The 26,161-nt window shown below is 62.0% G+C and carries 25 protein-coding genes; 6 read left to right on the top strand and 19 right to left on the bottom strand.

Annotated features, from left to right (window positions below; all coding sequences use genetic code 11):
• The first annotated feature begins 26 nt into the window (after positions 1–26).
• The gene (locus PMI07_RS26895; RefSeq protein ID WP_007760365.1) at positions 27–554 is read left to right on the top strand and encodes a gamma carbonic anhydrase family protein; all 528 of its coding nucleotides are present in this window, start codon (positions 27–29) and stop codon (positions 552–554) included.
• Here PMI07_RS26895 and PMI07_RS26890 read toward each other — a convergent pair.
• The 3 genes from PMI07_RS26890 to PMI07_RS26880 are packed head-to-tail and all read right to left on the bottom strand — an operon-like array spanning position 551 to position 2,707.
• On the bottom strand, positions 551–991 hold the full coding sequence (locus tag PMI07_RS26890; protein ID WP_007760361.1) for a Fur family transcriptional regulator: 441 nt from the start codon (positions 989–991) through the stop codon (positions 551–553). The genes PMI07_RS26895 and PMI07_RS26890 overlap by 4 nt on opposite strands.
• On the bottom strand, positions 991–1,815 hold the full coding sequence (znuB, locus tag PMI07_RS26885; protein ID WP_007760353.1) for a zinc ABC transporter permease subunit ZnuB: 825 nt from the start codon (positions 1,813–1,815) through the stop codon (positions 991–993). Before znuB ends, PMI07_RS26890 begins: the two co-directional genes overlap by 1 nt.
• Positions 1,808–2,707, bottom strand: a complete 900-nt coding sequence (locus tag PMI07_RS26880; RefSeq protein WP_037088491.1) for a metal ABC transporter ATP-binding protein — start codon at positions 2,705–2,707, stop codon at positions 1,808–1,810. The genes znuB and PMI07_RS26880 overlap by 8 nt, the downstream gene beginning before the upstream one ends.
• Before the next feature lie 101 nt (positions 2,708–2,808).
• Here PMI07_RS26880 and PMI07_RS26875 point away from each other — a divergent pair, with 101 nt between their 5' ends.
• Complete coding sequence (locus PMI07_RS26875; RefSeq protein ID WP_007760348.1) at positions 2,809–3,816, top strand: zinc ABC transporter substrate-binding protein; 1,008 nt, start codon at positions 2,809–2,811, stop codon at positions 3,814–3,816.
• A gap of 97 nt (positions 3,817–3,913) precedes the next feature.
• Here PMI07_RS26875 and PMI07_RS26870 read toward each other — a convergent pair whose 3' ends face one another.
• The 10 genes from PMI07_RS26870 to PMI07_RS26825 form a co-directional block, all read right to left on the bottom strand.
• Positions 3,914–4,246 (bottom strand): RcnB family protein, encoded by a 333-nt coding sequence (locus PMI07_RS26870; RefSeq protein WP_007760345.1) that lies wholly within the window; start codon positions 4,244–4,246, stop codon positions 3,914–3,916.
• 125 nt (positions 4,247–4,371) lie between these two features.
• Entirely contained in the window at positions 4,372–5,985 is a 1,614-nt protein-coding gene (locus PMI07_RS26865) for a glycoside hydrolase family 43 protein (protein WP_007760343.1), read from the bottom strand.
• A gap of 101 nt (positions 5,986–6,086) precedes the next feature.
• Positions 6,087–7,130 carry an L-glyceraldehyde 3-phosphate reductase gene (gene mgrA / locus PMI07_RS26860; RefSeq protein ID WP_007760341.1) on the bottom strand — a complete coding sequence of 348 codons (1,044 nt, stop codon included), beginning with the start codon at positions 7,128–7,130 and terminating at the stop codon, positions 6,087–6,089.
• 67 nt (positions 7,131–7,197) lie between these two features.
• On the bottom strand, positions 7,198–8,331 hold the full coding sequence (locus PMI07_RS26855) for a Gfo/Idh/MocA family oxidoreductase (RefSeq protein WP_007760339.1): 1,134 nt from the start codon (positions 8,329–8,331) through the stop codon (positions 7,198–7,200).
• A gap of 24 nt (positions 8,332–8,355) precedes the next feature.
• Positions 8,356–9,117, bottom strand: a complete 762-nt coding sequence (locus tag PMI07_RS26850; protein WP_007760337.1) for a sugar phosphate isomerase/epimerase — start codon at positions 9,115–9,117, stop codon at positions 8,356–8,358.
• 24 nt (positions 9,118–9,141) lie between these two features.
• On the bottom strand, positions 9,142–11,574 hold the full coding sequence (locus PMI07_RS26845; RefSeq protein WP_007760334.1) for a glycoside hydrolase family 2 protein: 2,433 nt from the start codon (positions 11,572–11,574) through the stop codon (positions 9,142–9,144).
• A gap of 106 nt (positions 11,575–11,680) precedes the next feature.
• Positions 11,681–12,793 carry an ABC transporter ATP-binding protein gene (locus PMI07_RS26840; protein WP_007760332.1) on the bottom strand — a complete coding sequence of 371 codons (1,113 nt, stop codon included), beginning with the start codon at positions 12,791–12,793 and terminating at the stop codon, positions 11,681–11,683.
• 6 nt (positions 12,794–12,799) lie between these two features.
• Complete coding sequence (locus tag PMI07_RS26835) at positions 12,800–13,729, bottom strand: carbohydrate ABC transporter permease (RefSeq protein ID WP_037088489.1); 930 nt, start codon at positions 13,727–13,729, stop codon at positions 12,800–12,802.
• Between the two features lie 10 nt (positions 13,730–13,739).
• Positions 13,740–14,642, bottom strand: a complete 903-nt coding sequence (locus PMI07_RS26830) for a sugar ABC transporter permease (RefSeq protein WP_007760323.1) — start codon at positions 14,640–14,642, stop codon at positions 13,740–13,742.
• 99 nt (positions 14,643–14,741) lie between these two features.
• Positions 14,742–15,977 carry an ABC transporter substrate-binding protein gene (locus PMI07_RS26825; RefSeq protein ID WP_007760320.1) on the bottom strand — a complete coding sequence of 412 codons (1,236 nt, stop codon included), beginning with the start codon at positions 15,975–15,977 and terminating at the stop codon, positions 14,742–14,744.
• A 414-nt stretch (positions 15,978–16,391) separates the two neighbouring features.
• Here PMI07_RS26825 and PMI07_RS26820 point away from each other — a divergent pair, with 414 nt between their 5' ends.
• On the top strand, positions 16,392–17,444 hold the full coding sequence (locus tag PMI07_RS26820) for a LacI family transcriptional regulator (protein ID WP_007760318.1): 1,053 nt from the start codon (positions 16,392–16,394) through the stop codon (positions 17,442–17,444).
• A gap of 52 nt (positions 17,445–17,496) precedes the next feature.
• Here PMI07_RS26820 and gndA read toward each other — a convergent pair whose 3' ends face one another.
• Positions 17,497–18,930, bottom strand: coding sequence for an NADP-dependent phosphogluconate dehydrogenase (gndA, locus tag PMI07_RS26815; RefSeq protein ID WP_007760312.1), 1,434 nt, complete (start codon positions 18,928–18,930; stop codon positions 17,497–17,499).
• Positions 18,931–19,104: 174 nt separating this feature from the next.
• Here gndA and PMI07_RS26810 point away from each other — a divergent pair, with 174 nt between their 5' ends.
• The 3 genes from PMI07_RS26810 to PMI07_RS26800 all read left to right on the top strand — a co-directional run bounded on the left by PMI07_RS26810 (position 19,105) and on the right by PMI07_RS26800 (position 20,716).
• The gene (locus PMI07_RS26810) at positions 19,105–19,875 is read left to right on the top strand and encodes a helix-turn-helix domain-containing protein (RefSeq protein ID WP_051484269.1); all 771 of its coding nucleotides are present in this window, start codon (positions 19,105–19,107) and stop codon (positions 19,873–19,875) included.
• Positions 19,876–19,942: 67 nt separating this feature from the next.
• Positions 19,943–20,350 carry a hypothetical protein gene (locus tag PMI07_RS26805; protein WP_007760306.1) on the top strand — a complete coding sequence of 136 codons (408 nt, stop codon included), beginning with the start codon at positions 19,943–19,945 and terminating at the stop codon, positions 20,348–20,350.
• A gap of 9 nt (positions 20,351–20,359) precedes the next feature.
• On the top strand, positions 20,360–20,716 hold the full coding sequence (locus tag PMI07_RS26800) for a VOC family protein (RefSeq protein WP_007760303.1): 357 nt from the start codon (positions 20,360–20,362) through the stop codon (positions 20,714–20,716).
• 3 nt (positions 20,717–20,719) lie between these two features.
• Here PMI07_RS26800 and PMI07_RS26795 read toward each other — a convergent pair whose 3' ends face one another.
• The 5 genes from PMI07_RS26795 to PMI07_RS26775 all read right to left on the bottom strand — a co-directional run bounded on the left by PMI07_RS26795 (position 20,720) and on the right by PMI07_RS26775 (position 26,142).
• Positions 20,720–21,433 carry a PAS domain-containing protein gene (locus tag PMI07_RS26795; protein ID WP_007760300.1) on the bottom strand — a complete coding sequence of 238 codons (714 nt, stop codon included), beginning with the start codon at positions 21,431–21,433 and terminating at the stop codon, positions 20,720–20,722.
• Positions 21,434–21,618: 185 nt separating this feature from the next.
• A complete protein-coding gene (locus tag PMI07_RS26790; protein ID WP_007760297.1) occupies positions 21,619–22,548 on the bottom strand; it encodes a lipid A biosynthesis lauroyl acyltransferase in 930 nt (309 codons plus the stop codon).
• A gap of 11 nt (positions 22,549–22,559) precedes the next feature.
• Complete coding sequence (locus PMI07_RS26785) at positions 22,560–23,588, bottom strand: zinc-binding dehydrogenase (RefSeq protein ID WP_007760295.1); 1,029 nt, start codon at positions 23,586–23,588, stop codon at positions 22,560–22,562.
• A 57-nt stretch (positions 23,589–23,645) separates the two neighbouring features.
• Entirely contained in the window at positions 23,646–24,932 is a 1,287-nt protein-coding gene (locus PMI07_RS26780; protein ID WP_007760294.1) for a beta-ketoacyl-ACP synthase, read from the bottom strand.
• Positions 24,933–24,942: 10 nt separating this feature from the next.
• Positions 24,943–26,142: a beta-ketoacyl-ACP synthase gene (locus tag PMI07_RS26775; RefSeq protein ID WP_007760291.1), complete on the bottom strand. Its 1,200-nt coding sequence runs from the start codon at positions 26,140–26,142 to the stop codon at positions 24,943–24,945.
• Positions 26,143–26,161: the final 19 nt, after the last annotated feature.

The following is a 26,161-nucleotide window of genomic DNA, read 5'->3' as shown; positions in this document are numbered from 1 at the left end:
TGACGCGCCAGTCTGGGAGGAGAACCATGCCGCTTTACGCTCTCGGAGAATTCGAACCGAAAACCCCCGGCCCCGATCGTTTCTGGCTGGCGCCGGATGCGACCGTCATCGGCAAGGTGGAACTCGGCGAGGATGTCGGCATCTGGTTCGGTTCGGTGCTGCGCGGCGACAACGAGCCGATCATGGTGGGCAAAGGTACCAACATCCAGGAAGGCGTGATGATCCATACGGATCCGCGCTATCCGGTGACATTGGGCGAGAACTGCACGATCGGCCACCACGCGATCATCCATGGCTGCACGATCGGCGACAACTCGCTGGTCGGCATGGGCGCGACGATCCTGAACGGCGCGAAGATCGGAAAGAATTGCCTGGTCGGTGCCAATGCGCTGGTCACCGAAGGCAAGGAATTTCCCGACAATTCCCTGATCGTCGGCTCGCCGGCGAAAGTGATGCGGGTGCTCGACGATGAGGCGGTCGAGAAACTGAGACAGTCGGCGGTCCGTTACATCGCCAACTGGAAGCGGTTCGCCCGTGACCTCCGGCTTCTTTAGGCAGCGCAGGCACCGCACAGACCGCGGATTTCGATGGTCGTCTTGGCGGGCTTGAAATTCTTGGCTTTCGCCCAGTCGCCCAGGCGGTGGTCGACTTCGTGGTCGTGGAATTCAGACACATGGCCGCAGCTCTCGCAGATCGCAAAGGCAACCGTGCCATGCCCGTGGCCGTGCCCCTTGCCGCAGCATTCGCTTTCCGGATGGGCGCAGGCGACGAAGGCATTGAGGCTTTCCAGCCGATGCACCATGCCGAATTCCAGGAGCTTGTCGAGCGCCCGGTAGACCTGCAGAGGCGCGCGAAAACCGTGGTCGCGCAGGCGGTCGAGGATCGTATAGGCGCTCATGGGAGCATCGGCGCGGTCGAGAACGTCGAAGACGAGCGACTGGTTCTTGGTCAGCGCCGGAGCGGATGTCGGTGTGGATACTGGTGCGTTCATCATCGCACTCCTTGGTTGCCGGCCCTGTCGGCCGTGTTTTTCCCCGCTGCCGGAAGCAGGCTTAAAATGAAAAGTAAGAGCGCCGCGACCACAATGGAAGGGCCGGACGGCGTGTCATAGTGCAGCGAACCGAACAAGCCGCCGATCACCGCGAGCGCGCCTATCAGCGAGGCGAGCACCGCCATCAGTTCCGGACTTGCGGAAAAGCGTCTGGCCGTCGCGGCCGGGATGATCAAAAGCGCGGTGATCAGCATGATGCCGACGATCTTCATGGCGATGGCGATGACAAGCGCCATCAGCAGCATGAAGAGCAGCCTTGTCTGCGCCGGCTTCATGCCCTCCGCTTCCGCCACATCCTCGCTGACCGTCGATGCGATCAGCGGCCGCCACAGCCAGACGAGCGCTGCAAGCACGAGCACGCCGCCACCCCAGATCAGCGCGATATCGGTGCGGGTCACGGCGAGAATATCGCCGAACAGGAAGGCGATGAGGTCGATCCTGACCCAGGTCATGAAGGCGACGAGCACGAGGCCGATCGCCAGCGCCGAATGGGAGAGAATGCCGAGCAGCGCATCCGCCGAAAGCGACTGCCGCCGCTGCAGCGCCAGAAGCAGCAGCGACACGACGACCGCGACGCCGAAGACGGCGATCAGCAGATTGATCTGAAAAAACAGCGACAGCGCCACGCCGAGCAGCGCCGAATGGGCCATCGTATCGCCGAAATAGGCCATCCGCCGCCACACGACGAAACAGCCGAGCGGGCCGGCGGTCAGTGCGACACCGATGCCGGCAACGAGGGCGCGGGTGAAGAAGTCGTCAAACACGGCCCTCTCCCTTCACCACGGCATGATCTCCATGGTGGTGGTGATGCGAATGATCGTGATCATGCGCGTGGTCGTGCGCCTCCTGATGATGGTGCCCGTCATCGGGATGGCAGTGATCGGTGACCGAACCGTCGCCATGCATCACCCGGCCGTCCGGCAGGTGAGTGTGATCGTGGTGATGGCTGTAGACCGCCAGCGAACGTGAACTGCCGAAGAGTTTCAGGTAGTCGGCGCTCTGGCTCACCACTTCCGGCGTGCCGCGGCAGCAGACATGGCCGTTGAGGCAAATGACGGTGTCGGTGCCGGCCATCACCATATGCAAATCGTGGGAGATCATCAGGATGCCGCAGCCGGTCGTCGTGCGGATAGAGCGGATCAGGTCGTAAAGCGCACTCTCTCCGGCAAAGTCGACGCCCTGGACGGGTTCGTCGAGGACCATCAGATCCGGCTTGCGGGCAATCGCCCGAGCCAAAAGCGCCCGCTGGAACTCGCCGCCGGACAGATGCTGGACTTCGGCATCGATAAGATGGGGAATGCCGGTCGATACCAGCGCAGCCTGAAGATCGGCATCGCCAAGCGGGCCGGTCAGCCGCATCAGGCGGCGCACGGAGAGCGGCATGGTCCAGTCGATCGCCAGCTTCTGCGGGACATAACCGACGCGAAGGCCGGACAGCCGGGCGACCGATCCCTCGTCCGGGCGCAGCACGCCGATCGCGAGTTTTGCGGTGGTCGACTTGCCGGCGCCGTTCGGGCCGATCAGCGTCACCACCTCGCCGCGGCGGATCGAGAAGTCGACGCCCCGCACCAGCCAGCGACCATCGCGACGGATGCCGGCATTGGCAAGCGACACGAGCTGGCTTTCAGGTTTGGGGGCGCGCGCCCGATTGGACATCAGCATGTTTTTCCGGATTCCCTGTTGTCCGTGGCTATGACACACGTTATAGCATAACGCAATTGATGTAATAACATTACGATGCAATGCAAGGACGCGGCATGAAACTGGCTTCGATTTCCCTCCTCTCCGCCGCGGTGTTTTCCGCCAGTGCAGGCACAGGTTCCGCAGCGCCGGACGTGGTGGTTTCGATCAAGCCCATCCATTCGCTTGTCGCTTCGATCATGAAGGGCGTCGGCGAGCCGAAACTGATCGTCGACGGCGCCGCCTCACCGCACACGTTCTCGCTGAAACCCTCCAACGCCGCCGCCATCGAAGGCGCCGATGTGATCTTCTGGGTCGGCCCCGGCATCGAGGCCTTTCTCGAAAAGCCGCTGGATGCGCTGGCCGCTTCGGCAACGGTGATCGAGCTGGAGCATGCGCCTGGAATGGAAAAACTGCCCTTCCGCGAAAGCGGCGCCTTCGAGGCCCATGACCACGGGCATGAAGGGGCAGAGGCACACGACGATGACGACCATCCACATGGCGACCATGACCAGCCCGCCGACGATCACGCGGACCACGACGATGACCATCATGATCACGGCGGCTTCGACACCCATCTCTGGCTCGACCCGATGAATGCCAAGGCGATGGCGGCGGAAATCGAAAAGACGCTGGTCAGTGCCGACCCGGCGAATGCCGCCGCCTATCAGGCAAACGGCGCGGCGCTGATGAAGGATATCGATGCGCTCGACGCCGAACTCAAGACGACGATTGCGCCCGTCAAGCACAAGCCCTTCATCGTCTTCCATGATGCCTATCAGTATTTCGAACACCGGTACGGAGTGAGCGTCGCCGGTTCGATCACGGTGAGCCCGGAAACCATGCCGGGTGCCGAGCGCGTCGGCCAGATCCAGAAAAAGGTGAAGGAGCTCGGCGCAACCTGTGTCTTCGCCGAACCGCAGTTCGAACCGAAGCTGGTGGCGGTGGTGACCGAAGGGACTCCTGCCCGTTCAGGCACGCTCGACCCGGAAGCGGCGACGCTAAAGCCGGGTCCCGGCCTCTATTTCGAGCTGATGCGCGGGCTTGCGAGCTCCATGAAGACTTGCCTGTCGCAAGGGACTTGAGATCAGGCACCAAAAAGCACGGTCGCCGGCATGCATAGCGGCGAATGTGTGAGGCCTGCGGGTGGGAAGGCAAACACCCCCGCAGGCCGGTCTGTTTTTAGCGAGCCGCGATAAAGCTCGAAATCACGCCGGTGGCGATGCCGACCAGCAGGAAGTCGTTGTCGACCTTGACCCAGTGATAACCGCGCGGCGGAGCCGACAGGCGGTAACGGCGATAATCGCGGATTTCCGCCATGCGGCGACGCTCGGCTGCGGTCATGCGATGACCCTTCGACCAGCGCGGCTTGACGACCACGACCTTCTTCTGAACCGTCACGGTGCGGGTCACCGTCCGGGTCCGATCCGGACCGGAATGACGATCCTGCGCCTGGGCAGCCAGCGGAGCGGCAAGCACGGTTGCGGAAAGAAGGATTGCAAAGAACGTTTTCATCAGGTGTCTCCTCGTGTTGACCACGCCCGGAAACTAGGACCCGAATGATGAACCATATCTGAATTGCTTCATTACATTTTTGTAATAAAATTAAGGTGTTCCGCTGATTTCCTGAGATTTATGATTTACTGCATTAGCGGTTCATAAACAAAGTAATCGAAATCCGCCGTCTTCGCGCGGCCCGACGTATCGAAGGCGAAGAGGCCAACGAATGCGCCGGTGAAGGAGCCATGTTCGCCGCGGCCGCCCTCGTCGGAGATGACGCCGGCATCAAGCACCGGGCCAAGCTCCTGCCAGTCGTTGGAGCCGCCGGCGCGCCAGAGGAACTGCAGGTCGTTGTCACGGATCTGCATTGCCAGATGCACCGGCCCCTCGGGGACGGAAACGCCGCTGCCTGCCGGAAAGCTCATCCGCCCATGCGGGAAATCGCCGGGGCAGGAGAAGATCATCACCACCCGGCCGAGCTTTTCGTGCAGGGTCACCACCAGCGAATGGAACTTGTGGCGATTGTAATAGTGGGTCAGCCCTGCGACCTGCTGATAGGTGTCGGGTGAGAAATCGACCACCGTCTCGGCCCGGAAGGAATGGTGTTCCTGCCGGCGAGCGACCAGCGATTGCTCGAACCAAGAACCGATGCTTTCGCGGCCGAAAAGGCGCAGATGCCCTGGGCGCTCGGCCAGGCTGAACAGACGTTCCGGATGCGGCGTGCGCAGCCACTGGAATTCCGGCGGCAGGATCTTGTCGTCGAATGAGCGCTCGATGCGGGCAGGCGCTTCGATGCGCCTGCCATCGCCCGGCGCCGGCACGTCGACATCCGGCACAACGCCACCCTGGGCGAGATAAAGCCAATCGTCCTCCCAGATGCATTTCTGGATCGCCGTTTCGCGGCCGAGCGTGCAGCGGCGTTGCGGCGATAGCGGCCGGCCGCAGAGATGGGTGTGGTAAGCCTCGCCTTCCGGCGTTTCGACATATTGGCCATGACCGGCGCGCTGCAGCACCGCGTTCGGATGATCCTTGGAAGTGATGAGATGCGTCTGCGGGTGCATCTCATACGGCCCGTCGATCGAGCGCGAGCGCGCCATGGTGACGGCATGGTCGTAACCGGTGCCGCCTTCGGCGGTGGTCAGGTAATACCAGCCTTTGCGCTTGAAGACATGGGGGCCCTCGACCAGGCCGAGCGGGCTGCCGGCAAAGATGTTCTTGATTGGCCCTTTAAGCGCCCTCGCCTTAAAATCCCACTCCTGCAGCAGGATGCCGTCGAAGGCGGGATGCTTCGGCGCTCCGCCGTAACTCTCGGTACGGTGGTTCCATTGCATGTTGAGGAACCACTTGCGGCCGTCGTCGTCATGGAAGAGCGAGGGGTCGAACCCGGAGGAGTTCACATAGATCGGATCGGACCATTCGCCCTCGATGGTCGGCGAGGTGACGATGTAATTGTGGGCGTCCTTGAAATTGCCGTCGAAGCGCTTGACGTCTGTATAGACCAGGAAAAACAGCCCGTCGGAATAGGAAAGGCACGGCGCCCAGATGCCGCAGCTGTCGGGATTGCCACGCATGTCGAGTTGACTTGCCCGCTCCAAGGGCCGGCGCTTGAGCGTCCAGTTCACCAGATCGCGCGAATGATGGATCTGCACACCGGGATACCATTCGAAAGTCGAGGTGGCGATGTAATAATCCTCGCCAACGCGGCAGATGGACGGATCCGGATTGAAGCCCGGCAGGATCGGGTTGCGGATCATGGTCTCCCTCCCAAAATAGAAACTGTGTCTTGGCCCCTCATCCGGCTGCCGCCACCTTCTCCCCGCAGGGATGAGGGGGTAGCCTGAAGCCGCTCTTTCCCTTACCGCGCCGGCCCTGCCCGCTCGGCCGACTTGGCCCAGAGGTTGATATCGGCGTCCTTGGCATAGGTGTCGATCTCGGCCAGTTCGGCTGCCGTGAACTCGAGATTGTCGAGCGACGTGACGCAATCCTCGACCTGTTCCGGACGGCTGGCGCCGATCAGCGCCGTGGTCACGCGGCCGCCCCGCAGGACCCATGCGAGCGCCATCTGCGCCAGCGTCTGGCCGCGCTTTTCGGCGATTGCGTTGAGCGCCTTGAGGTTGGCGATGTTCCGGTCGTTGAGGAAGGCCGGCCGCAGCGACTTGCCCTGAGCGGCGCGGCTGCCTTCCGGAATGCCGCCGAGATATTTCGAGGTCAGCATGCCTTGGGCGAGCGGCGAGAAGACGATCGAGCCGATGCCGAGGTTTTCGAGCGTGTCGAGCAGGCCATCTTCCTCGACCCAGCGGTTGATCATCGAATAGCTCGGCTGGTGGATGAGGATCGGCGTCCCGAGCTCCTTCAGGATCGCTGTCGCTTCCTGGGTGCGCTTGGAATTGTAGGACGAGATGCCGACATAGAGCGCCCTGCCCGAACGGACGATATGGTCGAGCGCGCCGCAGGTCTCCTCGAGCGGCGTATCGGGGTCGAAGCGGTGCGAATAGAAGATGTCGACATAGTCGAGACCCATGCGCTTCAGGCTCTGGTCGCAGGAGGAGATCAGGTATTTGCGGCTGCCCCATTCCCCATAGGGACCCGGCCACATATTGTAGCCGGCCTTCGACGAGATGATCAGTTCGTCGCGGTATCCCTTGAAATCCTCGCGAAGAATCTGGCCGAAAGCCGTCTCGGCGCTGCCCGGCAGCGGGCCATAGTTGTTGGCTAGATCGAAATGGGTGATACCGAGATCGAACGCCTTGCGAGCGATCGCCACCTTGCGGTCATGCGGCGTGTCGTCGCCGAAATTGTGCCAGAGGCCGAGCGAGATCGCCGGGAGTTTCAGCCCCGAGCGGCCGCAGCGGTTGTATTTCATGGTTTCGTAGCGGTTGGACGCTGGTTGCCAGGTCATGTCGTTTCCTCCGAGTGAAATGCGGCGCGCCGGTGTCTCAGGCGGTGCGCGCCGCATTCATAGCCGATCAGCGCAGAAGCGCCAGCGCCTCGTCGATGCCGAGCGCCGCCGGCTGCGTGCAGGTGGTCGAAAGCTCGATGAACCGCCCTTCCTCGCCGGACTTCAGGATCGACGTCATCACGTCGACGCCGTGGAGCGTGCGCTCCAGCGAGCAGCGGGCATCGCGGCCTTCGATCAGCGCTATCGCCATGTCCGCCAGGCCGGCTGTGCGGTAGTTGGCCCGCGGCCCCTGCGGATGTTCCTGGTTGTTGATGCCGAACGGATGGTCCCAGGGCTCCAGCGGCTGGATGTCCTTGTTGCGGCCGCTTGCCTCGACCGTGCCGCCGAAGAAGTTCGGATCGGGCACGAAGATCGAGCCCTCGGTGCCGTAGAGTTCCATGTTGGCGTGGCGATGCGACCAGACATCCCAGCTGGCCGACAGCGTGATCGTCGCGCCGCTGACGAATTCGAGCAGCGCGTGGATATTGGTCGGCGTTTCGACCGGGATGATCTGGCCGTTCAGCGGCTCGCTGGTGACCGTGCGGGTGGGGTTCGCCATGGAGGTGAGCGCGCCGACACGCCTTACCGGACCGATCAGGTTGATCAGGTTGGCAATGTAATAGGGCCCGAGATCGAGGATCGGCCCACCGCCTTCCAGGAAGAAGAAGCCGGGATTGGGATGCCACATTTCCATGCCGGGGCTCATGACGTGGCAGGTGCCGGACGTGATGCGGCCGACGCCGCCCTCGTCGATATATTTGCGGGCGAGCTGATGCGCCCCACCGAGGAAGGTGTCTGGCGCGCAACCGACCGAAAGACCCTTCTGCCTGGCAAGCGCCTGCAGCGCCTTGCCTTCCTCAAGCGTAATAACCAACGGCTTTTCCGAATAGACATGTTTGCCGGCTTCGAGGATCGCCTTGGAGACGGCAAAATGCGCCGCCGGGATCGTCAGGTTGACGATCACGTCGAGCTCGTCATTGGCGAGCAACTGCTCGATCGATTGCGCCTTGACGCCGTATTCCTCGGCGCGCATTTCGGCGGCCTGCTCGTTGATGTCCGCGCAGGCGAGCACCTTGAGGCCTTTGAAGAGCGGCGACAGCTTGAAGTAGGTGGTGGAAATATTGCCGCATCCCATGATGCCGACGCCAAGTTCCTTGGGCATGGAAAACTCCGGAAAATAATGTGATCAATAGGTCTTGAAGGAGGCGATCGAGCGCGTCAGCAGCCGGTCGAGATCGTTCGGATTGTCGTGTTCGAGGACGTAATGTTTTGCGGACGTCTTCTTGAGAGTCGCTATCAGGTCCTTCCACGGAACGGTGCCGTAGCCGACATCCGCCCAGCCGTCCTCGTCCGTGTTCTCACCGGCCGGTGCGATGTCCTTGACGTGGACGGCGGTGATCCGCTTGGCATAGCTCTCGATCCAGGCAAACGGATCGGCGCCGCCGCGGATGACCCAGGCGATATCCGCTTCCCAGGCGAGATCGGGGCCACCAGCGAGGATCTGTTCCTGAGGCGTCGAGCCGTCCGGCAGCGTCTTGAACTCGAAGTCGTGGTTGTGCCAACCGAACGTATAGCCGGCATCCCAATAGCGTTTGCCGACGTCCTGCAGTCGCTGGCCAAAGGCGAACCACCCGGCGGCATCGGTGGGGCGCTGGTCGGCGACGAGATGCGGGCAGTAGATCGCCTGGACACCGAGCGTCTTGGCGATCAGCAGCGCCTGTTCCGGCTCTTTTTCGAGAAGATCGATGCCGAAATGGCCGGTCGGCATGGTCAGACCATTGGCATCGAGATCACCTTTGAGCGCCTTCAGGCCCGCTTCATCGAGCGTCGCAAAGATGCCGCCATAACCTTCCACCTCGGTATAACCCGCCTGGGCAACCTTCTTCAGGACATCGGAAAGCGGCGGAAAATTGCGCGCGCAATAAAGCTGAAAACCGAGTTTCGTCATGGTGTTCCTCCCTTGATAAAGACCTCAGCCTGCTGCCTGGCAGGAATGGAGATCGTAGATGCGGAATTGCGGGGTCGCGTCCGTCGGTGCGGCGGGCGTGAAGCGGATGCTGCGGCTTTCGCCAGCGGCGAGATCGAAGGCGTTATTGGAATAACGGCCGGGGGTGCCGCTTTCGATCAGCACAAAAAGGGCAAGTCCCTGGGCAGTGATCTCAACCTCGAAGGCGCCGTCACAGGACGGAGACACGCAAAGCTCGAGATCTGCCGGTTCGAGTTCCAGCGCCTTGTAGCTGCCCGGAACGTGATGCCCCTCGCCGCCCATGCCGTTAGAGGCGGTGAAGGTCCAGGCGAGGATCGCGCCCTCGGGGATATCTGCGGTCGGCAAGGTCAGCACGGTGACGGCGGCGTCCGGCGTGCACACGGCTTCCACGCTCCGAAGCGCGCTGCGCTCACCCTTGAGCGTCAGCAGCGACAGGTAAAGCGTCACCGTCACATCTTCCGCCGTATCGTTGACGAGCGAGAAGCGGATTTCGCGGCCGTCGTCCGACGGAATCGCAGTGACCGCCACGGGCTGGAAGAAGCGCTTCGCCATGTAGTGCAGCACTTTCCAGCTGCCGCCATAATCGAGGCTCGACCACGAAGCCACCGGCCAGGTGTCGTTGAGCTGCCAGTAAAGCGCACCCATATTATGCGGCTTCAGCGACCGCCAGAAATCCACGGCTGTCTTGATCGCCAATCCCTGCTGTACCTGGCTGAGATACACGAAATTGGCGAAATCCGTCGGAAAGCGGAAGTTGCGGAACATCGTGCCGGCGATGCGCTCGTTGCCGCCGGCATTCTTTTGGTGGTGCTCCATGACCGGCGAGGCAATGTTCATATCCTTGGGAGCCGCATAGGTCTCGATGACGGGCAGCGACGTGTAGGACTGGAAGCCGAATTCCGAGCAGAAGCGCGGCCGCACCGAGCGGTAGTCGTCGAACGGCTTGTTCTCGTGCCAGACGGACCAGTAATGCATGTCGCCAGACCCGTCCGCATGCCACGCATCGCCGTAGTCGAGATAGCCGGATGCGGGGCTCGACGGCCACCAGATGGCGTCGGGCGCGGCCTTGTCGAGCGCCTGTTCGATGACGCGGTTCAATCGGTCGTAGGAGACGAGGTAACGGTCGCGGTTCTCACGGGATTCCGGAAACCATGTCAGTGCGCCGACCAGTTCGTTGTCTCCGCACCAGAGCACGATGGAGGGATGCGAGATGAGCCTACGAGCCTGGCAATCGACTTCCGCCGCGACGTTTTCGAGGAAATCCGTGGTCGACGGATAGAGGTTGCAGGCGAACTGGAAATCCTGCCAGACCATCAGGCCGAGCCGGTCGCAGAGATCGTAGAACCAGTCCGCTTCGTAGAAACCGCCGCCCCAGACGCGGATCATGTTCATATGGGCATCGACGGCGGAACGCAGCAGGTCCTCGGTCCGTTCGGGGCTGGACAGGGAAAACAGCGCGTCCGCAGGGATCCAGTTGGCGCCGCGGCAGAAGATTTCTCGGCCGTTGACGCGGAAGGCGAAACGGCTGCCGGCCTCGTCCGGGTCGGTCAGCAGTTCGACGGTCCTGAGGCCTATCTGGCGGGTGATGGCCTCGGTGGGGATGCCGACGGTCAGTTCGTAGAGCGCCTGTTCGCCACTGCCGGAGGGCCACCAGAGTTTCGGGTCGTCGATATGGAAGAGATGGGTCACCGTGGTCTCGCCGGCGCGAACGCCGCAATCGAGCCGGACCCGTTCTCCGCCGAGCGAGAGGAAGACCGGCAGCACACCCGGCCCTTCGGCATAAAGCGTCACGCTGACGATGAGATCGACCTCGCCTGCCCCATGTCTCTGACTGGTGACGATATGCTCGATACGGGCGGTTTCGAGTTTCTTCAGCGAAATTTCGCCGTAAAGGCCGAGGGGCGCGATGGCGATATTCCAGTCCCAGCCGAAATGGCATTGCGGCTTGCGCAGCATGTTGCCGTTCGGGATCGGCGAATTGTTCGTGGAATAGGGAATGTAGAACGGCTGACGCGCCTGCCGCTCCGCCCCCTCGGCAATGCTGGAACGGAAGAGAACGCGGATCGTATTCTCACCGGCCCTGAGCGCTTTCGACACGTCCGGGCGATAACGGCGAAAGCAGTTGTCCGCCTGAAGCACCGGGATGTCGTTGACGAAGACGGTCGCGACTGTATCGAGATAGGTGATGTCGAGATACCAGGACCCTGCCGGATCATCGAGGGTGAAACGCCGCTCGATCGTCCAGTCCTTGTTTGCGACCCATTGCACGTCGTTTTCGTTGCGACCGTAATACGGGTGGGGGATGATGCCCGCCGTCTTCAGCGCAGTGTGGACGTCGCCGGGGACCGGCATCTCGGTGCGATGCGTTCCGTCGGCAGACGCGAGCTGCCAGGGGCCGGATAGGTCGATCGTAGTCATCGCACCGGTCCGCAAAATTCACGGCGTGCCGCGCCAGCCCCCCTCTGCTGCGACGGCAATTGCCCCGAGCACAATAGGGCCCTGCGAATCCGGCTCGCGCCGACCATCAGATCCGCTCCTCCGTCTCTGCGTCGAACAGCGAGGCCATGGTCATGTCGAAGGCGAGGCGCACCTTGGCGCCGACGGCGTAACGCCTTGCGCCGCCGATGCGAACCGACATCGTGTGGCCGGCATGTTTAAGCCAAAGTAGGTTGTCAGCACCCATCGGCTCTTCGATGTCAACCACCGCTTCGTGAACTTCGCCGCCAGCGATGTCGCCGTCCACCTTGATATGTTCCGGACGGACGCCGAGGGTGACCTTGCGTCCTCCTTTCATCGGCTCGGAAGCATCATAACCGTCGAGAGAGAAGCTGACCCCATTGGTCCTGAAGACGGCGCGACCACCCTCCTCCGCCAGCTCTCCAGTGAGAAAATTCATCGCCGGCGACCCGATGAAGGCTGCCACGAAACGGTTCCTCGGCTTGTTGTAGATCGTCACCGGATCGTCGAGCTGCTGGATGACGCCGCTCTTCATGATGGCGATGCGGTCGGCCAGCGTCAGCGCCTCGATCTGGTCGTGGGTGACGTAGATCATCGTGTTCTTCAGCGCCTGGTGCAGCCGCTTGATTTCGACGCGCAGTTCGGAGCGCAGTTTCGCGTCGAGGTTCGACAGCGGCTCGTCGAACAGGAAGACGTCGACATCGCGCACCAGGGCGCGGCCGATCGCGACGCGCTGACGCTGGCCGCCGGAGAGTTCGGAGGGTTTGCGCTTGAGGAGCGGCTCGATCTGCAGAATACCGGAGGCGCGGGCCACGCGGCGGTCGATCTCGGCCTTCGGAATCTTGGCGACGCGCAGGCCGAAGGAGAGGTTCTTCTCGACCGTCATCTGCGGATAGAGCGCGTAGGACTGGAACACCATGCCGATGCCGCGGTCCTTGGGCTCTTCCCAGGTGACGTTCTTGTCCTTGATGAAGATCTGGCCATCGGTCGGCTCCAGAAGCCCGGCGATGCAGTTCAGCAGCGTGGACTTGCCGCAGCCTGACGAGCCGAGCAGGACCAGGAACTCGCCGTCATAAATGTCGAGGTTGAGGTTTTCCAGCACCTTGACCGAGCCGAAGGACAGCGACAGGTCCCGGATGGAAACGCTGCTCTGAGTGCGCGTGGAAACATTGTTGAGCATCAGGCTTTACCCTTTGACTGCGCCGGCCGCGATGCCGCGGACGAAAAGCCGGCCGGAAACGAAATAGACGATCAGCGGAACCGCACCCGTCAACAGCGTTGCCGCCATGTTGACGTTGTATTCCTTCACGCCCTGAACCGAATTGACGATGTTGTTGAGCTGCACGGTCATCGGATAGGTATCCGGCCGGGTGAACACCACGCCGAACAGGAAGTCGTTCCAGATGCCGGTGGTCTGCAGGATCATCGAGACGACGAAGATCGGCAGCGACATGGGCAGCATGATCCGGAAATAGATCTGCCAGAACCCCGCCCCGTCGATGCGCGCCGCCTTGAACAGCTCTTCCGGCAACGACACGAAATAGTTGCGGAACAGCAGCGTCTGGATGGGCATGCCGAAGATCGAGTGCACGAGGATGAGGCCATAGAGCGTGCCGTAAAGACCCATCTCCCGCAGGACGATGACGATCGGATAGATCATCACCTGATAGGGGATGAAGGCGCCGACGATCAGGATCGTGAAGAAGATCTCCGAGCCCTTGAACCGCCAGTTGGCGAGCGCATAACCGTTCACCGAGGCGATCGCGATCGACACGATCACCGACGGCACGGTGATGCGGACCGAATTCCAGAAGCCGCGCGAAAGGCCGTCGCAGTTCAAGCCCGTGCAGGCCTCTGCCCAAGCCTTGACCCAAGGTTCGAAGGTGATCTCCATGGGCGGCGAGAAGATATTGCCGAGGCGGATTTCCGGCATGCCCTTCAGCGACGTGACGACCATCACGTAGAGCGGCACGAGATAATAGAGCGCCGCAAAACCGAGCGCGCCATAGACGATGATATTGCGCGACGAGAGCCTTTTGCGGGGGCGTTTTCCCTGCGGACCGGCCTCCAGCCGGGAGCCGGCTTGGGCGGAAATGGCGGGCCCAGAGACGGGCATCGTGAGCGATTTATCCACGCTTGCGTCCTCCGAATTCGAGATAGGCCCAAGGCACGATGATGATGGCGACGGCGAGCAGCATCATCGTGGATGCGGCAAAGCCCTGGCCGAGGTTCTGGGCGAAGAACATGTAGTCGTAGACGTATTTGGCAGGCACGTCGGAGGCGATGCCGGGGCCGCCGCTCGTCTGCGCCACGACAAGGTCGTAGATCCTGACGATGCCGCTGGCGATGATGACGAGCGTGGTGACGAAGACCGGCCGCATCATCGGGATGATGATGAAGAGATAGGTCTTCCACATCGGGATGCCGTCGACGCGCGCCGCCTTCCAGATGTCCTCGTCGATGCCGCGAAGCCCGGCGAGCATCAGGCACATGACGAGCCCGGTCCCCTGCCAGAGTGCGGCGATCAGGATGCCGTAGATGACGATATCGGAATTGTAGAGCGGATCGAACGTGAAGCTCGTCCAGCCGAGCGAGCGGACGACCGATTGCACCCCGAATTCCGGGTTGAGGATCCACTGCCAGACAAGGCCGGTGACGATGAAGGACAGTGCGAACGGATAGAGGAAGATCGTCCGGAACGTGTTTTCGAACCGGATCTTCTGGTCCATCAATGCGGCCAGAAGGAAGCCGATGGTCAGGCTGAAAATCAGCGACAGGCATCCGTAGGTCGCCAGATTCTGGATCGAGACGATCCAGCGCGGCGTATCCCAGAGCCGTTCATACTGTTCCAGGCCGACGAAGGACAGGCGTGGCAGGAGCTTGGAATTGGTGAAGGAATAAACGACGGTCCAGATCGTGCCGCCGAGGAAGATCACCACGGCCGTCAGCATCATCGGGATCGAGGCAATCTTCGAATTGAGATTGCGGAATAACTGGTTGGGTCGGCCGGGCTGAGTGTGCGCCGCCATGGTCAACTCCTCTGGATAGCAAAGGCTGCCGGAAGCAAGCCACCACCGGCCCCGCCCCTTGCGGACGCGGAGCCGGCTGTTGGATCGCTGTCTGTCGGATCAACCGGCCTTGGAGAAAATAGCGACGAAGCGCTTCTGAGCTTCCTCGGCCGTGATCGACGTATTGGCGAAGAACTGCGACATCAGGTCTTCCAGCTGCTTCTGCGTATCCTGCGTGATCAGCTGGTCGGTGCTGGTGACGACATTGCCCTTGGCGAGGATTTCGAGGCCCTTCTTCATGCAGTCGTTGGCGGCCGCAAGATCGACGTCGCCGCGTACCGGCAGCGAGCCCTTCTTGAGGTTGAAGGCCACCTGGGTCTTGGCGTCAAGAAGCGACGAGGCGAGCGCTTCCTGTGCCTTCGATTTCGCTGCGTCCTTGAGGACCGGGAAGTAGAAGGCATCGCCGGCCGTCGAGATGATCTCGTTCACGCCGAGGCCCGGCAGGCAGGTATAGTCGACACCGGCCTTCTTGCCGGCCAGCTGGAATTCGCCCTGCGCCCAGTCACCCATGATCTGGCCGCCGGCCTTGCCGGTGATCACCATGTTGGTGGCCTGGTTCCAGTCTTGGACATTGGTGCCCTTCGACATCTTACGGGCGTCGTCGGCCGCCTTGAACACCTTGGCCATTTCCGGACCGGCCGCGACCTTTGCGTCCTTGTCGCCATAGACCTTCTGGTAGATCTCCTTGCCGCCGATCGCGACCGTTAGCACGCTGAACAGGCCGGTCGATTGCCAGGCCTGGCCGCCGACTGCGAGCGGCACGATGCCGGCCTTTTCAAGCGCCGGAGCCGCTGCGACATACTCGTCCCAGTTCTTCGGAACCGCAACGCCGGCCTTCTTGAAGGCGTCGTTGGAAAGCCACAGCCATTGCCAGGAATGGATGTTGAGCGGCACGCAATAGATCTTGCCCTCGAACGTGCAGGATTTCAGCAGGCTCGCAGGGCGGACGATCTTGTCCCAACCTTCCTTCTTGGCGAGATCGGTGAAATCGCGCATCAGGCCGGCCTGGACCAATTCTTCGGCCTGGCGGCCATGGTTGAACTGGGTGGCGGCCATCGGATCACCGCCGGTGATGCGGCTGATCATGATCGGGCGGGCGGTGCCGCCGGAGCCGGCTATTGCGCCGTCGACCCATTTGTTTCCGGTGGCGTTAAAGGCCTTGGCAAGCTCTGCGACGGCCGCAGCCTCCCCTCCGGAGGTCCACCAATGGGTCACTTCGAGATCGGTGGCGTGAGCGGCACCAAACGGCAGCGCCACGGTTGCGGCCAACAAAGCCGCGATAGCACGAATATTCATGAGTCTCCTCCCTCACTGAAACGTTGCCGTAAAAACCTAGGCCAATACTCTATGTCACGCAACCTGTTTTGCCCGAAAAAAATCTGGAGTCGAGAAAATACAATTATAAGAAGAATCAGTCGGAATTCGGCGATGACCAAAATCCGTCGATTTTGAGGAGATCAGCTCTACTAAGGCTGCAAAATAGGCAATATCAGGAGGCCGAATTTTCGCGCATGCAAAAAAACTTTTCGCACATGCGTTGTGCAACCCAAGGATATGGAAGTTTGGCATTGATCAAAATTCCGCTCGACATTTTACCTGTATCGTTTCAGTTATTGATTTCGAGTGAAGGGCAAGGGAGGTGTCGCGACGTTTCCGGGCAAGCTTCAGCCCTCTATAGTGGCCACCTGACTCGGGCAGCGACGGCAGACAATGGACGACAGCGGAAGATCAAAGACGGGCGGAACGCAGACGGCGATCCGCGAACGTCCTACCTTGAAGACGATCGCCTACATGACGGGCCTCGGCATCACGACGGTTTCGCGGGCATTGAAGGATGCGCCGGATATCGGCGCCGACACCAAGGAACGGGTCCGCCTCGTCGCCAACCAACTCGGCTACCAGCCGAACCGCGCAGGCGTGCGCCTGCGCACCGGCAAGACCAATGTCATCGCCCTCGTGCTCAGCATCGACGAGGAGCTGATGGGTTTCACCAGCCAGATGGTGCACGGGATTTCCGAAGTCCTGGGCGGTACGCAATATCACCTCGTGGTGACGCCCCATTCCTTCCAGAAGGACCCGATGGTGCCGGTGCGCTATATCCTCGATACGGGCTCGGCCGACGGGGTGATCATCTCCCGCATCGAGCCCGACGATGCGCGCGTGCGGTTGATGACCGAGCGGAACCTCCCCTTCGCCACCCATGGCCGCACCGACATGGGGATTGTCCATCCTTATCATGACTACGACAACGAGGCTTACGCCTACCAGGCCGTTCAGAAGCTGGTGGAAAAAGGCCGTCGGCGAATAGCCTTCCTGTCTCCGGGAAGCCGCTTCTCCTTCTACGTCCACAGCCGCATCGGCTTCGAACACGGGCTCGCCGACTTCGGCGCCACCGAAGTGCCGATGGGCCGGGTGACCAGCGAAACGCCGCTCGAAGAGATCCGCGCCTATGCCGAACGGATGATGCGTTCGGTCGAACCGCCAGACGGCATCGTCTCGATCAGCGGCTCGGCGACGATCGCGCTGGTGGCCGGCCTGGAGGCGGCGGGCAAGAAACTCGGGCGCGACGTCGATGTGGTATCGAAACAGTCGGCCGATTTCCTCAACTGGATCCGCCCGGAGATCTATACGGTGAGCGAGGATATTCGCCAGGCAGGGCGTGAGCTCGCCAAGGCGCTGATGGCGCGCATCGATGGCGTCGGACCGGAATTGCTGCAGAGTGTCGCAAAGCCCGCCTGGTCGAAGATGGCGCCGAAGGACTGAAACAAAAACGCCCGCCGTATCCGGCGGGCGCTTGCATCGCTCGGATCAAGAATCAGGCAAATTCGCTGAGGCCGCTGCCCCACGGGCCGTGATGCTTGTCGACGCCGTCGAGGCGGTCGAAACCGTGGGCGCCGAAGAAGTCGCGCTGGGCCTGGATAAGGTTCGCCGTGCCGCGACCGCGGCGATAGGCGTCGAAATAGGAGAGCGCCGAGGCGAGCGCCGGAGCCGGCAGACCGGAGAGCGCGGCAAACGAGACGACGCGGCGCAGTGCCCCGTCGGTGTCCTTAACCATCTGCGCGAAGGCCGGTGTGACGATCAGGTTCGCCACATGCGGATCCTTGGTGAAGGCCGAGGTAATCTCGTCGAGGAAGGCCGAGCGGATGATGCAGCCAGCACGCCAGATCTTGGCGATGGTCGGCATCGGCAGGTTCCAGTTATATTCTGCCGACGCTGCCGACATGACCGCAAAGCCCTGCGCATAGGCGCCGATCTTGGCGGCAAGCAGTGCGTTTTCGAGGTCGGCGATGAACGCTGCCTTGTCCTTCGGCGCTTCCGCGACCTTCGGCAGTCCGAAGATCTTTTCGGCAGCCAAGCGTTCGATTCTCTGGGACGACAGGATACGGCCAGCGACGGCGGCTTCGATGGCGGTCGCGGCAACGCCCATGTTCTGGGCTTCGATGACCGACCACTTGCCGGTGCCCTTCTGGCCGGCGGCATCGACGATCAGGTCGACCATCGGCTTGCCGGTGATCGGATCGGCCGCCTTCAGGACCGTCTGGCTGATTTCGATCAGGTAGGAATTGAGGCGACCCTCGTTCCACTTGCCGAACACGTCACCGATTTCCGAGGCGCTCATACCCAGGCCGTCGCGCAGGATGCCGTAGATTTCGGCGATCATCTGCATGTCGGCATATTCGATGCCGTTATGGATGGTCTTGACAAAATGGCCGGCGCCGTTTTCGCCGAGCCAGGCAACGCAGGGCTCGTCGTTGAACTTGGCGGAGATCGAGGTCAGCACCTTCTCGACGCGCTTCCAGCTGTCCTCGGTACCGCCGACCATGATCGACGGACCGTGGCGCGCGCCTTCTTCACCACCGGACACGCCCATGCCGATGAAGGTCAGTCCGCTGTCCTTCAGATTGTCGAAGCGGCGCATCGTGTCGCGGAAATTCGCATTGCCGGCATCGATCATGATGTCCCCGGCCGAAAGATAGGGCTTCAGAAGCTCCATCTGCTGGTCGACCGGATCGCCGGCCTTGATCATGATGATGATTGGCCGCGGCGGACGGATGGAGGCAACGAATTCTTCCAGCGTCTCGCACGGGATAAGCTGTCCCTGCAGTTCGCCGGCCTCGGCGTAGAACTTGCGGGTTGCTTCCGGAGACCGGTTGAAGACGGCGATCTTGTTGCCTTTTTCGGCAATGTTGAGGGAGAGGTTAGAGCCCATGACGCCGAGCCCGATAAGGCCGATTTCTGCCTGTTCCACGGATGTGCCTCCATATTGAGATTCGAGGGTGTTGTCGCATTCATATAGGGAAACGGCAAGGCGATGGCGACGCTAAACGATTAAATTTCGATGACACGCCTGCGACCCGAAAGTCTCGATTTCCGTCGATGCGCATGCCTTGTGAACGCCCCCTTCTGATGCCAAAACGAGGGCATGAAAGACATCGCAGATACGAGGGCGGCCAGGCCGCGTCTGGCCATGCGCGCCGGTGCTTACCGAGAGCGGCCGGCGATCGGGCCGGTGTCGAAACTGTTTTACCGTGTCTGGTCGCATCGGCTGCCCCATGACTTCGAAGGCCAGGTCGCGGTCGTGCCGGACGGTTGCTCCGACCTGATCTGGGCCGGCGGCCGATTGATGGTGATCGGCCCCGACCGCACTGCTGCTTTTCCGGCCCTCCCCGCCGGAGAAACCGTTCTGGGCCTGCGTTTCAGGCCGGGTGCGGCCCTGCGCTGGCTCGATGTCCCTTTGAGCGAGCTGGTCGGCAAGGCCGTGCCGCTCCGGGAGTTGCGAGACGACGTCCGGACCATCGAGGAGCGGCTTGCCGAAGAGACCTGCTCGCTGGCCCGGCAGGCTCTTTTCCGGATGTGGGCCGAAAACGAGGCCTCGGGGGTCGCTGATCCGCAGAGCGACATGGAAGCGCTCTTCGACTCTCTCGGCGTCGACGCATCTCCGGCACTGTCCGGGCGAAACAACTTTGGCGAACGCACGCTGCGCCGGCGCAGCCGCGAACATTTCGGCTACGGGCCGAAGACGCTCGAGCGTATCCTTCGCCTGCAGCGCTTTCTTCGCCTGGTGCGCCAACCCGGAGACCTTGCGGTTTTCGCGCTTGAAGCCGGTTATGCCGATCAGGCGCATATGACGCGCGACGTGAAGGAATTGACGACTTTGACACCAAAGGAGATCCGCGGACAGATTTGCGGCTGACTGTCCGTTTTGTTCAAGAACCGCCGCTTCTCTTCGGTTAGACCGAGGGAAAATCGAGGAGGCTATGATGACCACCCTGCCCGCCCGCATCATCCATATCGGCATCGAGAAGCCCTGGCAGCACGTTTACGCCTTCGCGAGTCGTCCGGAAAACATGCCGCTCTGGGCATCGGGCCTTACCGCCGGGCTGACCCGCGACGGCGACGACTGGATCGGCGACGGCGGACCGGTCGGCCTGGTCCGCGTGCGTTTCTCCGATGACAATCCGTTCGGCATTCTGGACCACACGGTGACGATGGAAAACGGCCTTGTCGTCGAGAACCCGCTGCGCGTCGTGGCGAACGGCGATGGCGCGGAAGTCATGTTCACGCTTTTCCAGCGCCCCGACCTCGACGACATGGCCTTCGAAGTAGATGCCGCCCATGTGCGGAAGGATCTCAAGGCACTGAAGAATCTGCTGGAAGAAAAGAACTAGGAGGGTCCGATGGGCAGCAAGGGAGCCGATCGCAAGATCGACTATATCGAATTCAACGTGGAGAACATCGAAGACGCCAAGGCGTTCTACGGCTCGGCCTTCGGCTGGACTTTCACGGACTATGGACCGGACTATTGCGAATTCCAGGACGGAAGGCTGACGGGCGGCTTTGCGAAATCGACAGATGTAACAGCCAAAGGCGGCCCGCTCGTCATTCTCTTCGCGGACGACCTGGACGATGCCCTTGGGCGGGTCGAAAAAGCCGGCGGCAGGGTCTTCAAGCCGATCTTCTCGTTCCCCGGCGGGCGGCGATTCCACTTTGCCGATCGGCAAGGTTACGAACTGGCCGTCTGGTCTGACAAATAGAGATCAGGCTGCCGGGCGACGACGGCGGTCGGCGGTTTCCTGCATGACCAGGAGCGCGCCGATCAACTGCGATGAGCCGGAAACACAGGGCGACATGCGGCAGCGGATCACCACCGTCTGACCGTCGATCTGATCCGCATAGGTAAGCGAGATGCTCTCGCCCGCAAAACATCGGTCGAGGTTCGGCTTGAACTCGTTCTTGAAACGGTGCAGGCCGACGAATTCCGCGAAATGTCGGCCGATCAGTTCGTCGCGCGTCAGGTCGAGACGGCGCGCGTTGGTCTCGTTGGAGTAGAAGATCCGATAGCCCGGCGCGATCACGACGATACGGTCGGAAATGCGGTTAAGCAGCGCGTCGTCGAGAAAGCCGTCTGCCGTCGCATCGGCGATCACCGCATGCTCCGGCGATTCCGGCTCCGGACGGCGGTTGGCCGTCAGACCCGTTTCAGGAACCACGTAGCGTTCGACGAGCATCTGCAGCAGATGCCCGTTACGGCGCACGCAGCCGCGGTCGTCAGCCTCTTCGTTCAGGAGGTCGAGCGCGAAGCGGAATTGCGCCTGGATGCTCGCCGGATCCTTGCTCTGGCTCGAAAAGACGGCGAGCAGAAGCGGATCGAGGTCCCGATCGAGCGAAGCGGTCGCGGACGCGTCATTGCGTTCGACCGCCTGCCGAAGATCGGCATATTTTGACCAGAACAGATCGATCAACGCTTCCAAGAAACTGCCTCCCCCTCGGCCGGAGATTACCGCCGATCCTTTCTGGAGGAGCGGCGCTTCCAGTATTCAATACGATTCAGATTAATTTATCTCTCAGAAACGGACCTGATTTATGGCCGTTGACTTAACGTAGAAAGTCAAGTTTCGCAATCCAAAGATGCAGAACAACCTGACACATTATCCGACTACAGATACCGCTTGATGTGCCACCGGTCGTGGTACCAGAGCCATTGTTCGGGATATTCGCGAACCCAGCTTTCCACCTTGTCGTTGAGGATCTGTCCGGTGGCCTGGAGATCGAGTTTGCCGTTCGCGTCGCGCGGCAGTTCGATCCTCGGCTCGATCTCAAGCCGGAAACGATTGCCGGGCAGACGGATGCAACGAGCCGGATAAACTTCCGCATCGAACTGCCGGACCAGCTTTGCGAGCAACGGGCTGGTCTGCACCGGTCGGCCAAAAAAGGTGGTCTTGAGCCCCTTGCGGAATTTCTGGTCCACCAGAACGCCGACACCGCCGCCCGTTTCGAGCTTGCGTGCAAGCGCGAAGGACGAGCCGGCATGCGAAGGCACCAGCTGGCCCATGCGAGCGCTGCGGAAGGCAAAGACCTTGTCGGCGATATAGGGGTTGTTCGGTGGTCGAAACAGCACCGTCACTTCGAGACCGAACGCATTGCCGGCGACCGGCAGCAGTTCGAAATTGCCCGTATGGGCCGTAAACACGATGAACGGCCGCGGATTGTCACGCAGGTCGGCAAAGATCGGAACGCCGGAAACTTCCACCCGACCCGGCTTCTCCTGTTCGGGATCGAAATCGAACAGCCGGTCGAGGAAGACGTATTCGGCGGCAAGCCGGCCCATATGGCCCCAGCTCGCGATGGCGATCTCTTGCAGCTCCTCGTCGGTCTTTTCCGGATAGGCGTTGCGTAAATTGACAAGCATCAACTTGTGGCGGCCAAGCTTCGGCCCGATGCGTCGCGCCATCCGGTCGGCAAACCGGATGCCCGGATCCGCCGGAAAAATCTTCAGGAAGTTGAGGAGCCCGAACGCGCTCTGCGCCACCAGCCATTGCTGGAAGTGGAGTAACGCCAGAGCGATCCGGGTCAGGAACATCTTCAAGGGCGGGTGCCTCAGTCCATCCGGAGGACGATTTTGCCGAACACCTGGCGGGTTTCCATCCGCTCCAGCGCCTTGTCGATCTCGGCGAAGGTGACTTCAGTATCGATGACGGGATGAACGATGCCCTGGGCCATCTTCTGCATGGCATTTGCCATGTTCTCCATGCGGCAGCCGAACGAACCGAACAGCTTCAATTGCTGCTGGAAGAGCATCATCAGGTTCATGTCGGTCGAGACGCCGGATGTGGAGCCGCAGGTCACGAGGCGGCCGCCGCGCTTCATGCACAGCATCGAGCCTGCCCAGGTGTCCTTGCCGACATGTTCGAAGACGACGTCGACGCCCTTCTTCTTGGTGAGCTTGCGCACGACACCCTCGAAGCGGTCGGTGCGATAGTTGATGACGTGATCGGCGCCGAGCGCCTTGGCCCGTTCGATCTTGTCGTCCGAGCCGACGGTGGTGATCACCGTGCAGCCGATCTTCTTGGCGAGCTGGATCGCAGCCGTGCCGATGCCCGAGCCGCCTGCGTGAACCAGGATGGTTTCGCCCGGCTGCAGCTTGGCATTGTCGAACAGCATGTGCTCGACAGTGCCGAAAGTGACCGGCGCCAGTGCTGCGGCAACCGCATCGACACCCGGAGGCGCCGGCACCAGCAGGCGGGCCGGCAGGTTGGCCTTCTCCTGCGCAAAGCCGTCGAGATGGAACCCGTGCACGCCCGAGACGTGTTCGCAGAGATTGTCGCGCTTCTCGCGGCAGGGCTTGCACAGCCCGCAGGTGCGCGCACCGTAGATCGACACGAGTTGGCCCGGCAGCACGTTCGAGACGCCCGGACCGATCGCTTCGACGACGCCAGAGGCTTCCGCGCCGATCGTCAGCGGCATCTTGCGCTTGGCGAATGCCATGCCGCGCCAGCCCCAGACGTCGATATGATTGAGCGCAACGGCCTTGACCCGCAGGGTGACCTCGCCCGGACCGGGAGCTTCCGGTTCGGGAATGTCCACCGCTTCGAGCTTCCGGTCATCGATCAGTTGCAGAGCGCGCATATAGTCTTCCTTCGCCCGGAGGCGTCCCAATTCGTCAAACGTGATTGGCGACGGTCTCTAAGCCGGTTCCAGCGTCATGACAAGGCTGGCGTTCTGTCCGCCGAAACCGAATGAGTTGGAAAGCACCGCCTTCGGCTGCCCATCCCGCTTCTTGTTCGGCACGACGTCGAGCATGATCGTCGGGTCCGGATTGGTGTAGTTGATGGTCGGCGGCAGCGTGCCGGTCAGCATCGTCTGGATCGAGAACACGGCTTCGACGGCACCTGCGGCGGTCAGCGTATGGCCGATCATCGACTTGTTGGAGGACACCGGGATTTCCTTCAGCCGGTCGCCAAAGACGGCCAGCATCGCGCCATATTCCATCTTGTCGTTTTCAGGCGTCGAGGTGCCATGGGCGTTGATGTAGCCGATACCGCTCTCATCCATGCCCGCATCCGCAAGCGCCGCGCGGATCGTGGCAATCGCCGGGCCGCCGTCCGGCGAGGACCGGGTGCGGTGGAAATGGTCGGCCTTCTCGCCGCAGCCCTTCATGATGCCGAGCACCTTGGCACCGCGGGCGATCGCCGATTCGAGCGATTCGAGCACCAGCGTCGCTGCACCTTCGGCGATGACGAAACCGTCGCGATCCTTGCTGAACGGCTTGGAGGCCTTTTCCGGCGGGTCGTTCTGGGTGGAAAGAGCCGAGAGAAGCGAGAAGCGGATCAGCGCTTCGGCGCTGACCGAACCGTCGGTCGCAACCACCAGCGAGCGGTCGGTGCGGCCCTGGCGGATCGCCTCGACGCCGAGCTGGATGGCGGTGACGCCGGAAGCACAGGCCGTTGAAAGGGTCACCGGCAGACCGCGGGTGCCGAACTTGTCGGCGAGGCGCTCGGAGATCGAGCCGAACTGGACGGCTTCGAGGAAGACCGGATCGGGACGCTCGCGCATGGCAGCCAGGAACCGGTCATAGGCATCGCCCTCGGCCTTCGACGGCGGGGCGCGGTCGGCCAGCGCGAAACGGTCGCTCCATTCCGGCTCGACCGGCGGCGCTGCAAGAAAGAGCGGGCCGTCGAAATCGCCGGAAAGGCCCGACTGGGCGAGCGCCTCGGTCGTGGTTTCGCGAGCGAAGGCAAAGGATCGTTCGACGGAGTTTTCGGCCGGAACGGCGATGAAATCGACCGTGCCGCTGATCCGGGTGGACAGGCCTTCGGTCGGAAAGCGGGTCACCTTGTGGATGCCGGACGTGCCCGAGGTCAGTGCCGCCCAGTTGTCGGCAAGGCCCTGGCCGAGCGAAGTGATGACGCCCATGCCGGTGATCGCGATGATCGGGCGGCCGAGATGATCCTTGAAGCGGTTGTCGCTCATCATAGCTCCTTTACGCGGCCGAGAGGACTGCAAGGCCCTCGCCGCGCGTATAACCGATCGTCGTCACCACCGCATGCTTTGCGGGCGCCGCCATCGGCCGTTCGTTCTGGGCATCGAATGTGGGAACCTTTGCGGCCCCATCCAAGGTCAGTGCGGCAAGTGCCAGACCAAGCGGGAACTGCGCTTCCATGCCATGACCGGTGACGCCGCCGAAACCGCGGATCGTCGCACCGGGGAACGCCGTCTCCAGCAGCGCCTTTTCGCGCGACGCCAGATCGACCATGCCGCTGGCACCCGAAAAGACGACCGTATCGGCCTTGGAAATCCCGGAGGCATGGCCGGCAAGACGGGTGAGGCGCTTTTCGAGCCTACCTTCGTCTCGATTGCCGCGATCGCCTTCGATCGCATCGATGACGGCGTAGACATGCGCGCCCCGAGCCTCGGCATGGGCGCGCGATTCGAGCACCAGGAAGGCGCCGACCGTACCCATGATCATGCCGCCGCCATCCTCGGTGGAACGCGACCACAGCGGATGCCAGCCGCCGGTCGCATGCGCGCGAATACCTTCGACGAGAAGGATGATGTCGGCGCGTTCGGCCACGAAGGCGCCGCCGACCAGGCTATGGGTCGACTGCCCCGCCTTGATGCGGTGAAAAGCGGTCTCGACGGCGGATATGCCGGCCGCTTCCTCGCCCATGAAGGTGCGCGACGAACCGGTGACCTTATGGACGATCGAGATATTGCCGGCGACGAGGTTGGAAAGCTGGGCCAGAAACAGCGTGGGACGAAGCTCGGTCGTCAGCTTCTCGTTCAAGAGCATTTCGCGGTCGTTGCGCTTCAGTGCCTCATCGACGATCAGCGAATCGACCTTGATGTCGCGCTCGCCGCCGCCGGCGGCCACGATCATGTCCATGGAGGCGCAGGCTTCCGCATCCGTCTTCAGTCCAGCGTCGTCGAGCGCAAGGCCCGCGGAAAACACGCCGAGCCGCTGCCAGTTCTCCATCTGGCGCTGGTCGCCGCGTTTGGCGATCTGTGCCGACCAGTCGATCTCGGGCATCGGATGCACCGGATAGGGTGCGAAACGGTCGGTCTCGACGTTCGGGGCGCCCGCTTCTGCCGACGACAGCAGCGCGATATGCGGCTCCTTGCCCACGCCCTGGCTGGTGACGATCCCGATACCGGTAATCACGACATCATTGTCAGACTTCATAATGTCCTCTTTGACTCAC

It is taken from the genome of Rhizobium sp. CF080 (assembly GCF_000282095.2).
GTDB lineage: Bacteria > Pseudomonadota > Alphaproteobacteria > Rhizobiales > Rhizobiaceae > Neorhizobium.
This window is presented reverse-complemented; position numbering and strand designations above follow the sequence as displayed.

Excerpts from the sequence above, each read along its gene's own strand:
- PMI07_RS26895 (WP_007760365.1), top strand. The coding sequence starts at position 27 with ATGCCGCTTTACGCTCTCGGAGAATTCGAACCGAAAACCCCCGGCCCC.
- PMI07_RS26890 (WP_007760361.1), bottom strand. The coding sequence starts at position 991 with ATGAACGCACCAGTATCCACACCGACATCCGCTCCGGCGCTGACCAAG.
- PMI07_RS26880 (WP_037088491.1), bottom strand. The coding sequence starts at position 2,707 with ATGTCCAATCGGGCGCGCGCCCCCAAACCTGAAAGCCAGCTCGTGTCG.
- PMI07_RS26875 (WP_007760348.1), top strand. The coding sequence starts at position 2,809 with ATGAAACTGGCTTCGATTTCCCTCCTCTCCGCCGCGGTGTTTTCCGCC.
- PMI07_RS26870 (WP_007760345.1), bottom strand. The coding sequence starts at position 4,246 with ATGAAAACGTTCTTTGCAATCCTTCTTTCCGCAACCGTGCTTGCCGCT.
- PMI07_RS26865 (WP_007760343.1), bottom strand. The coding sequence starts at position 5,985 with ATGATCCGCAACCCGATCCTGCCGGGCTTCAATCCGGATCCGTCCATC.
- mgrA (WP_007760341.1), bottom strand. The coding sequence starts at position 7,130 with ATGACCTGGCAACCAGCGTCCAACCGCTACGAAACCATGAAATACAAC.
- PMI07_RS26855 (WP_007760339.1), bottom strand. The coding sequence starts at position 8,331 with ATGCCCAAGGAACTTGGCGTCGGCATCATGGGATGCGGCAATATTTCC.
- PMI07_RS26850 (WP_007760337.1), bottom strand. The coding sequence starts at position 9,117 with ATGACGAAACTCGGTTTTCAGCTTTATTGCGCGCGCAATTTTCCGCCG.
- PMI07_RS26845 (WP_007760334.1), bottom strand. The coding sequence starts at position 11,574 with ATGACTACGATCGACCTATCCGGCCCCTGGCAGCTCGCGTCTGCCGAC.
- PMI07_RS26840 (WP_007760332.1), bottom strand. The coding sequence starts at position 12,793 with ATGCTCAACAATGTTTCCACGCGCACTCAGAGCAGCGTTTCCATCCGG.
- PMI07_RS26835 (WP_037088489.1), bottom strand. The coding sequence starts at position 13,729 with ATGCCCGTCTCTGGGCCCGCCATTTCCGCCCAAGCCGGCTCCCGGCTG.
- PMI07_RS26830 (WP_007760323.1), bottom strand. The coding sequence starts at position 14,642 with ATGGCGGCGCACACTCAGCCCGGCCGACCCAACCAGTTATTCCGCAAT.
- PMI07_RS26825 (WP_007760320.1), bottom strand. The coding sequence starts at position 15,977 with ATGAATATTCGTGCTATCGCGGCTTTGTTGGCCGCAACCGTGGCGCTG.
- PMI07_RS26820 (WP_007760318.1), top strand. The coding sequence starts at position 16,392 with ATGGACGACAGCGGAAGATCAAAGACGGGCGGAACGCAGACGGCGATC.
- PMI07_RS26810 (WP_051484269.1), top strand. The coding sequence starts at position 19,105 with ATGAAAGACATCGCAGATACGAGGGCGGCCAGGCCGCGTCTGGCCATG.
- PMI07_RS26805 (WP_007760306.1), top strand. The coding sequence starts at position 19,943 with ATGACCACCCTGCCCGCCCGCATCATCCATATCGGCATCGAGAAGCCC.
- PMI07_RS26800 (WP_007760303.1), top strand. The coding sequence starts at position 20,360 with ATGGGCAGCAAGGGAGCCGATCGCAAGATCGACTATATCGAATTCAAC.
- PMI07_RS26785 (WP_007760295.1), bottom strand. The coding sequence starts at position 23,588 with ATGCGCGCTCTGCAACTGATCGATGACCGGAAGCTCGAAGCGGTGGAC.
- PMI07_RS26780 (WP_007760294.1), bottom strand. The coding sequence starts at position 24,932 with ATGAGCGACAACCGCTTCAAGGATCATCTCGGCCGCCCGATCATCGCG.
- PMI07_RS26775 (WP_007760291.1), bottom strand. The coding sequence starts at position 26,142 with ATGAAGTCTGACAATGATGTCGTGATTACCGGTATCGGGATCGTCACC.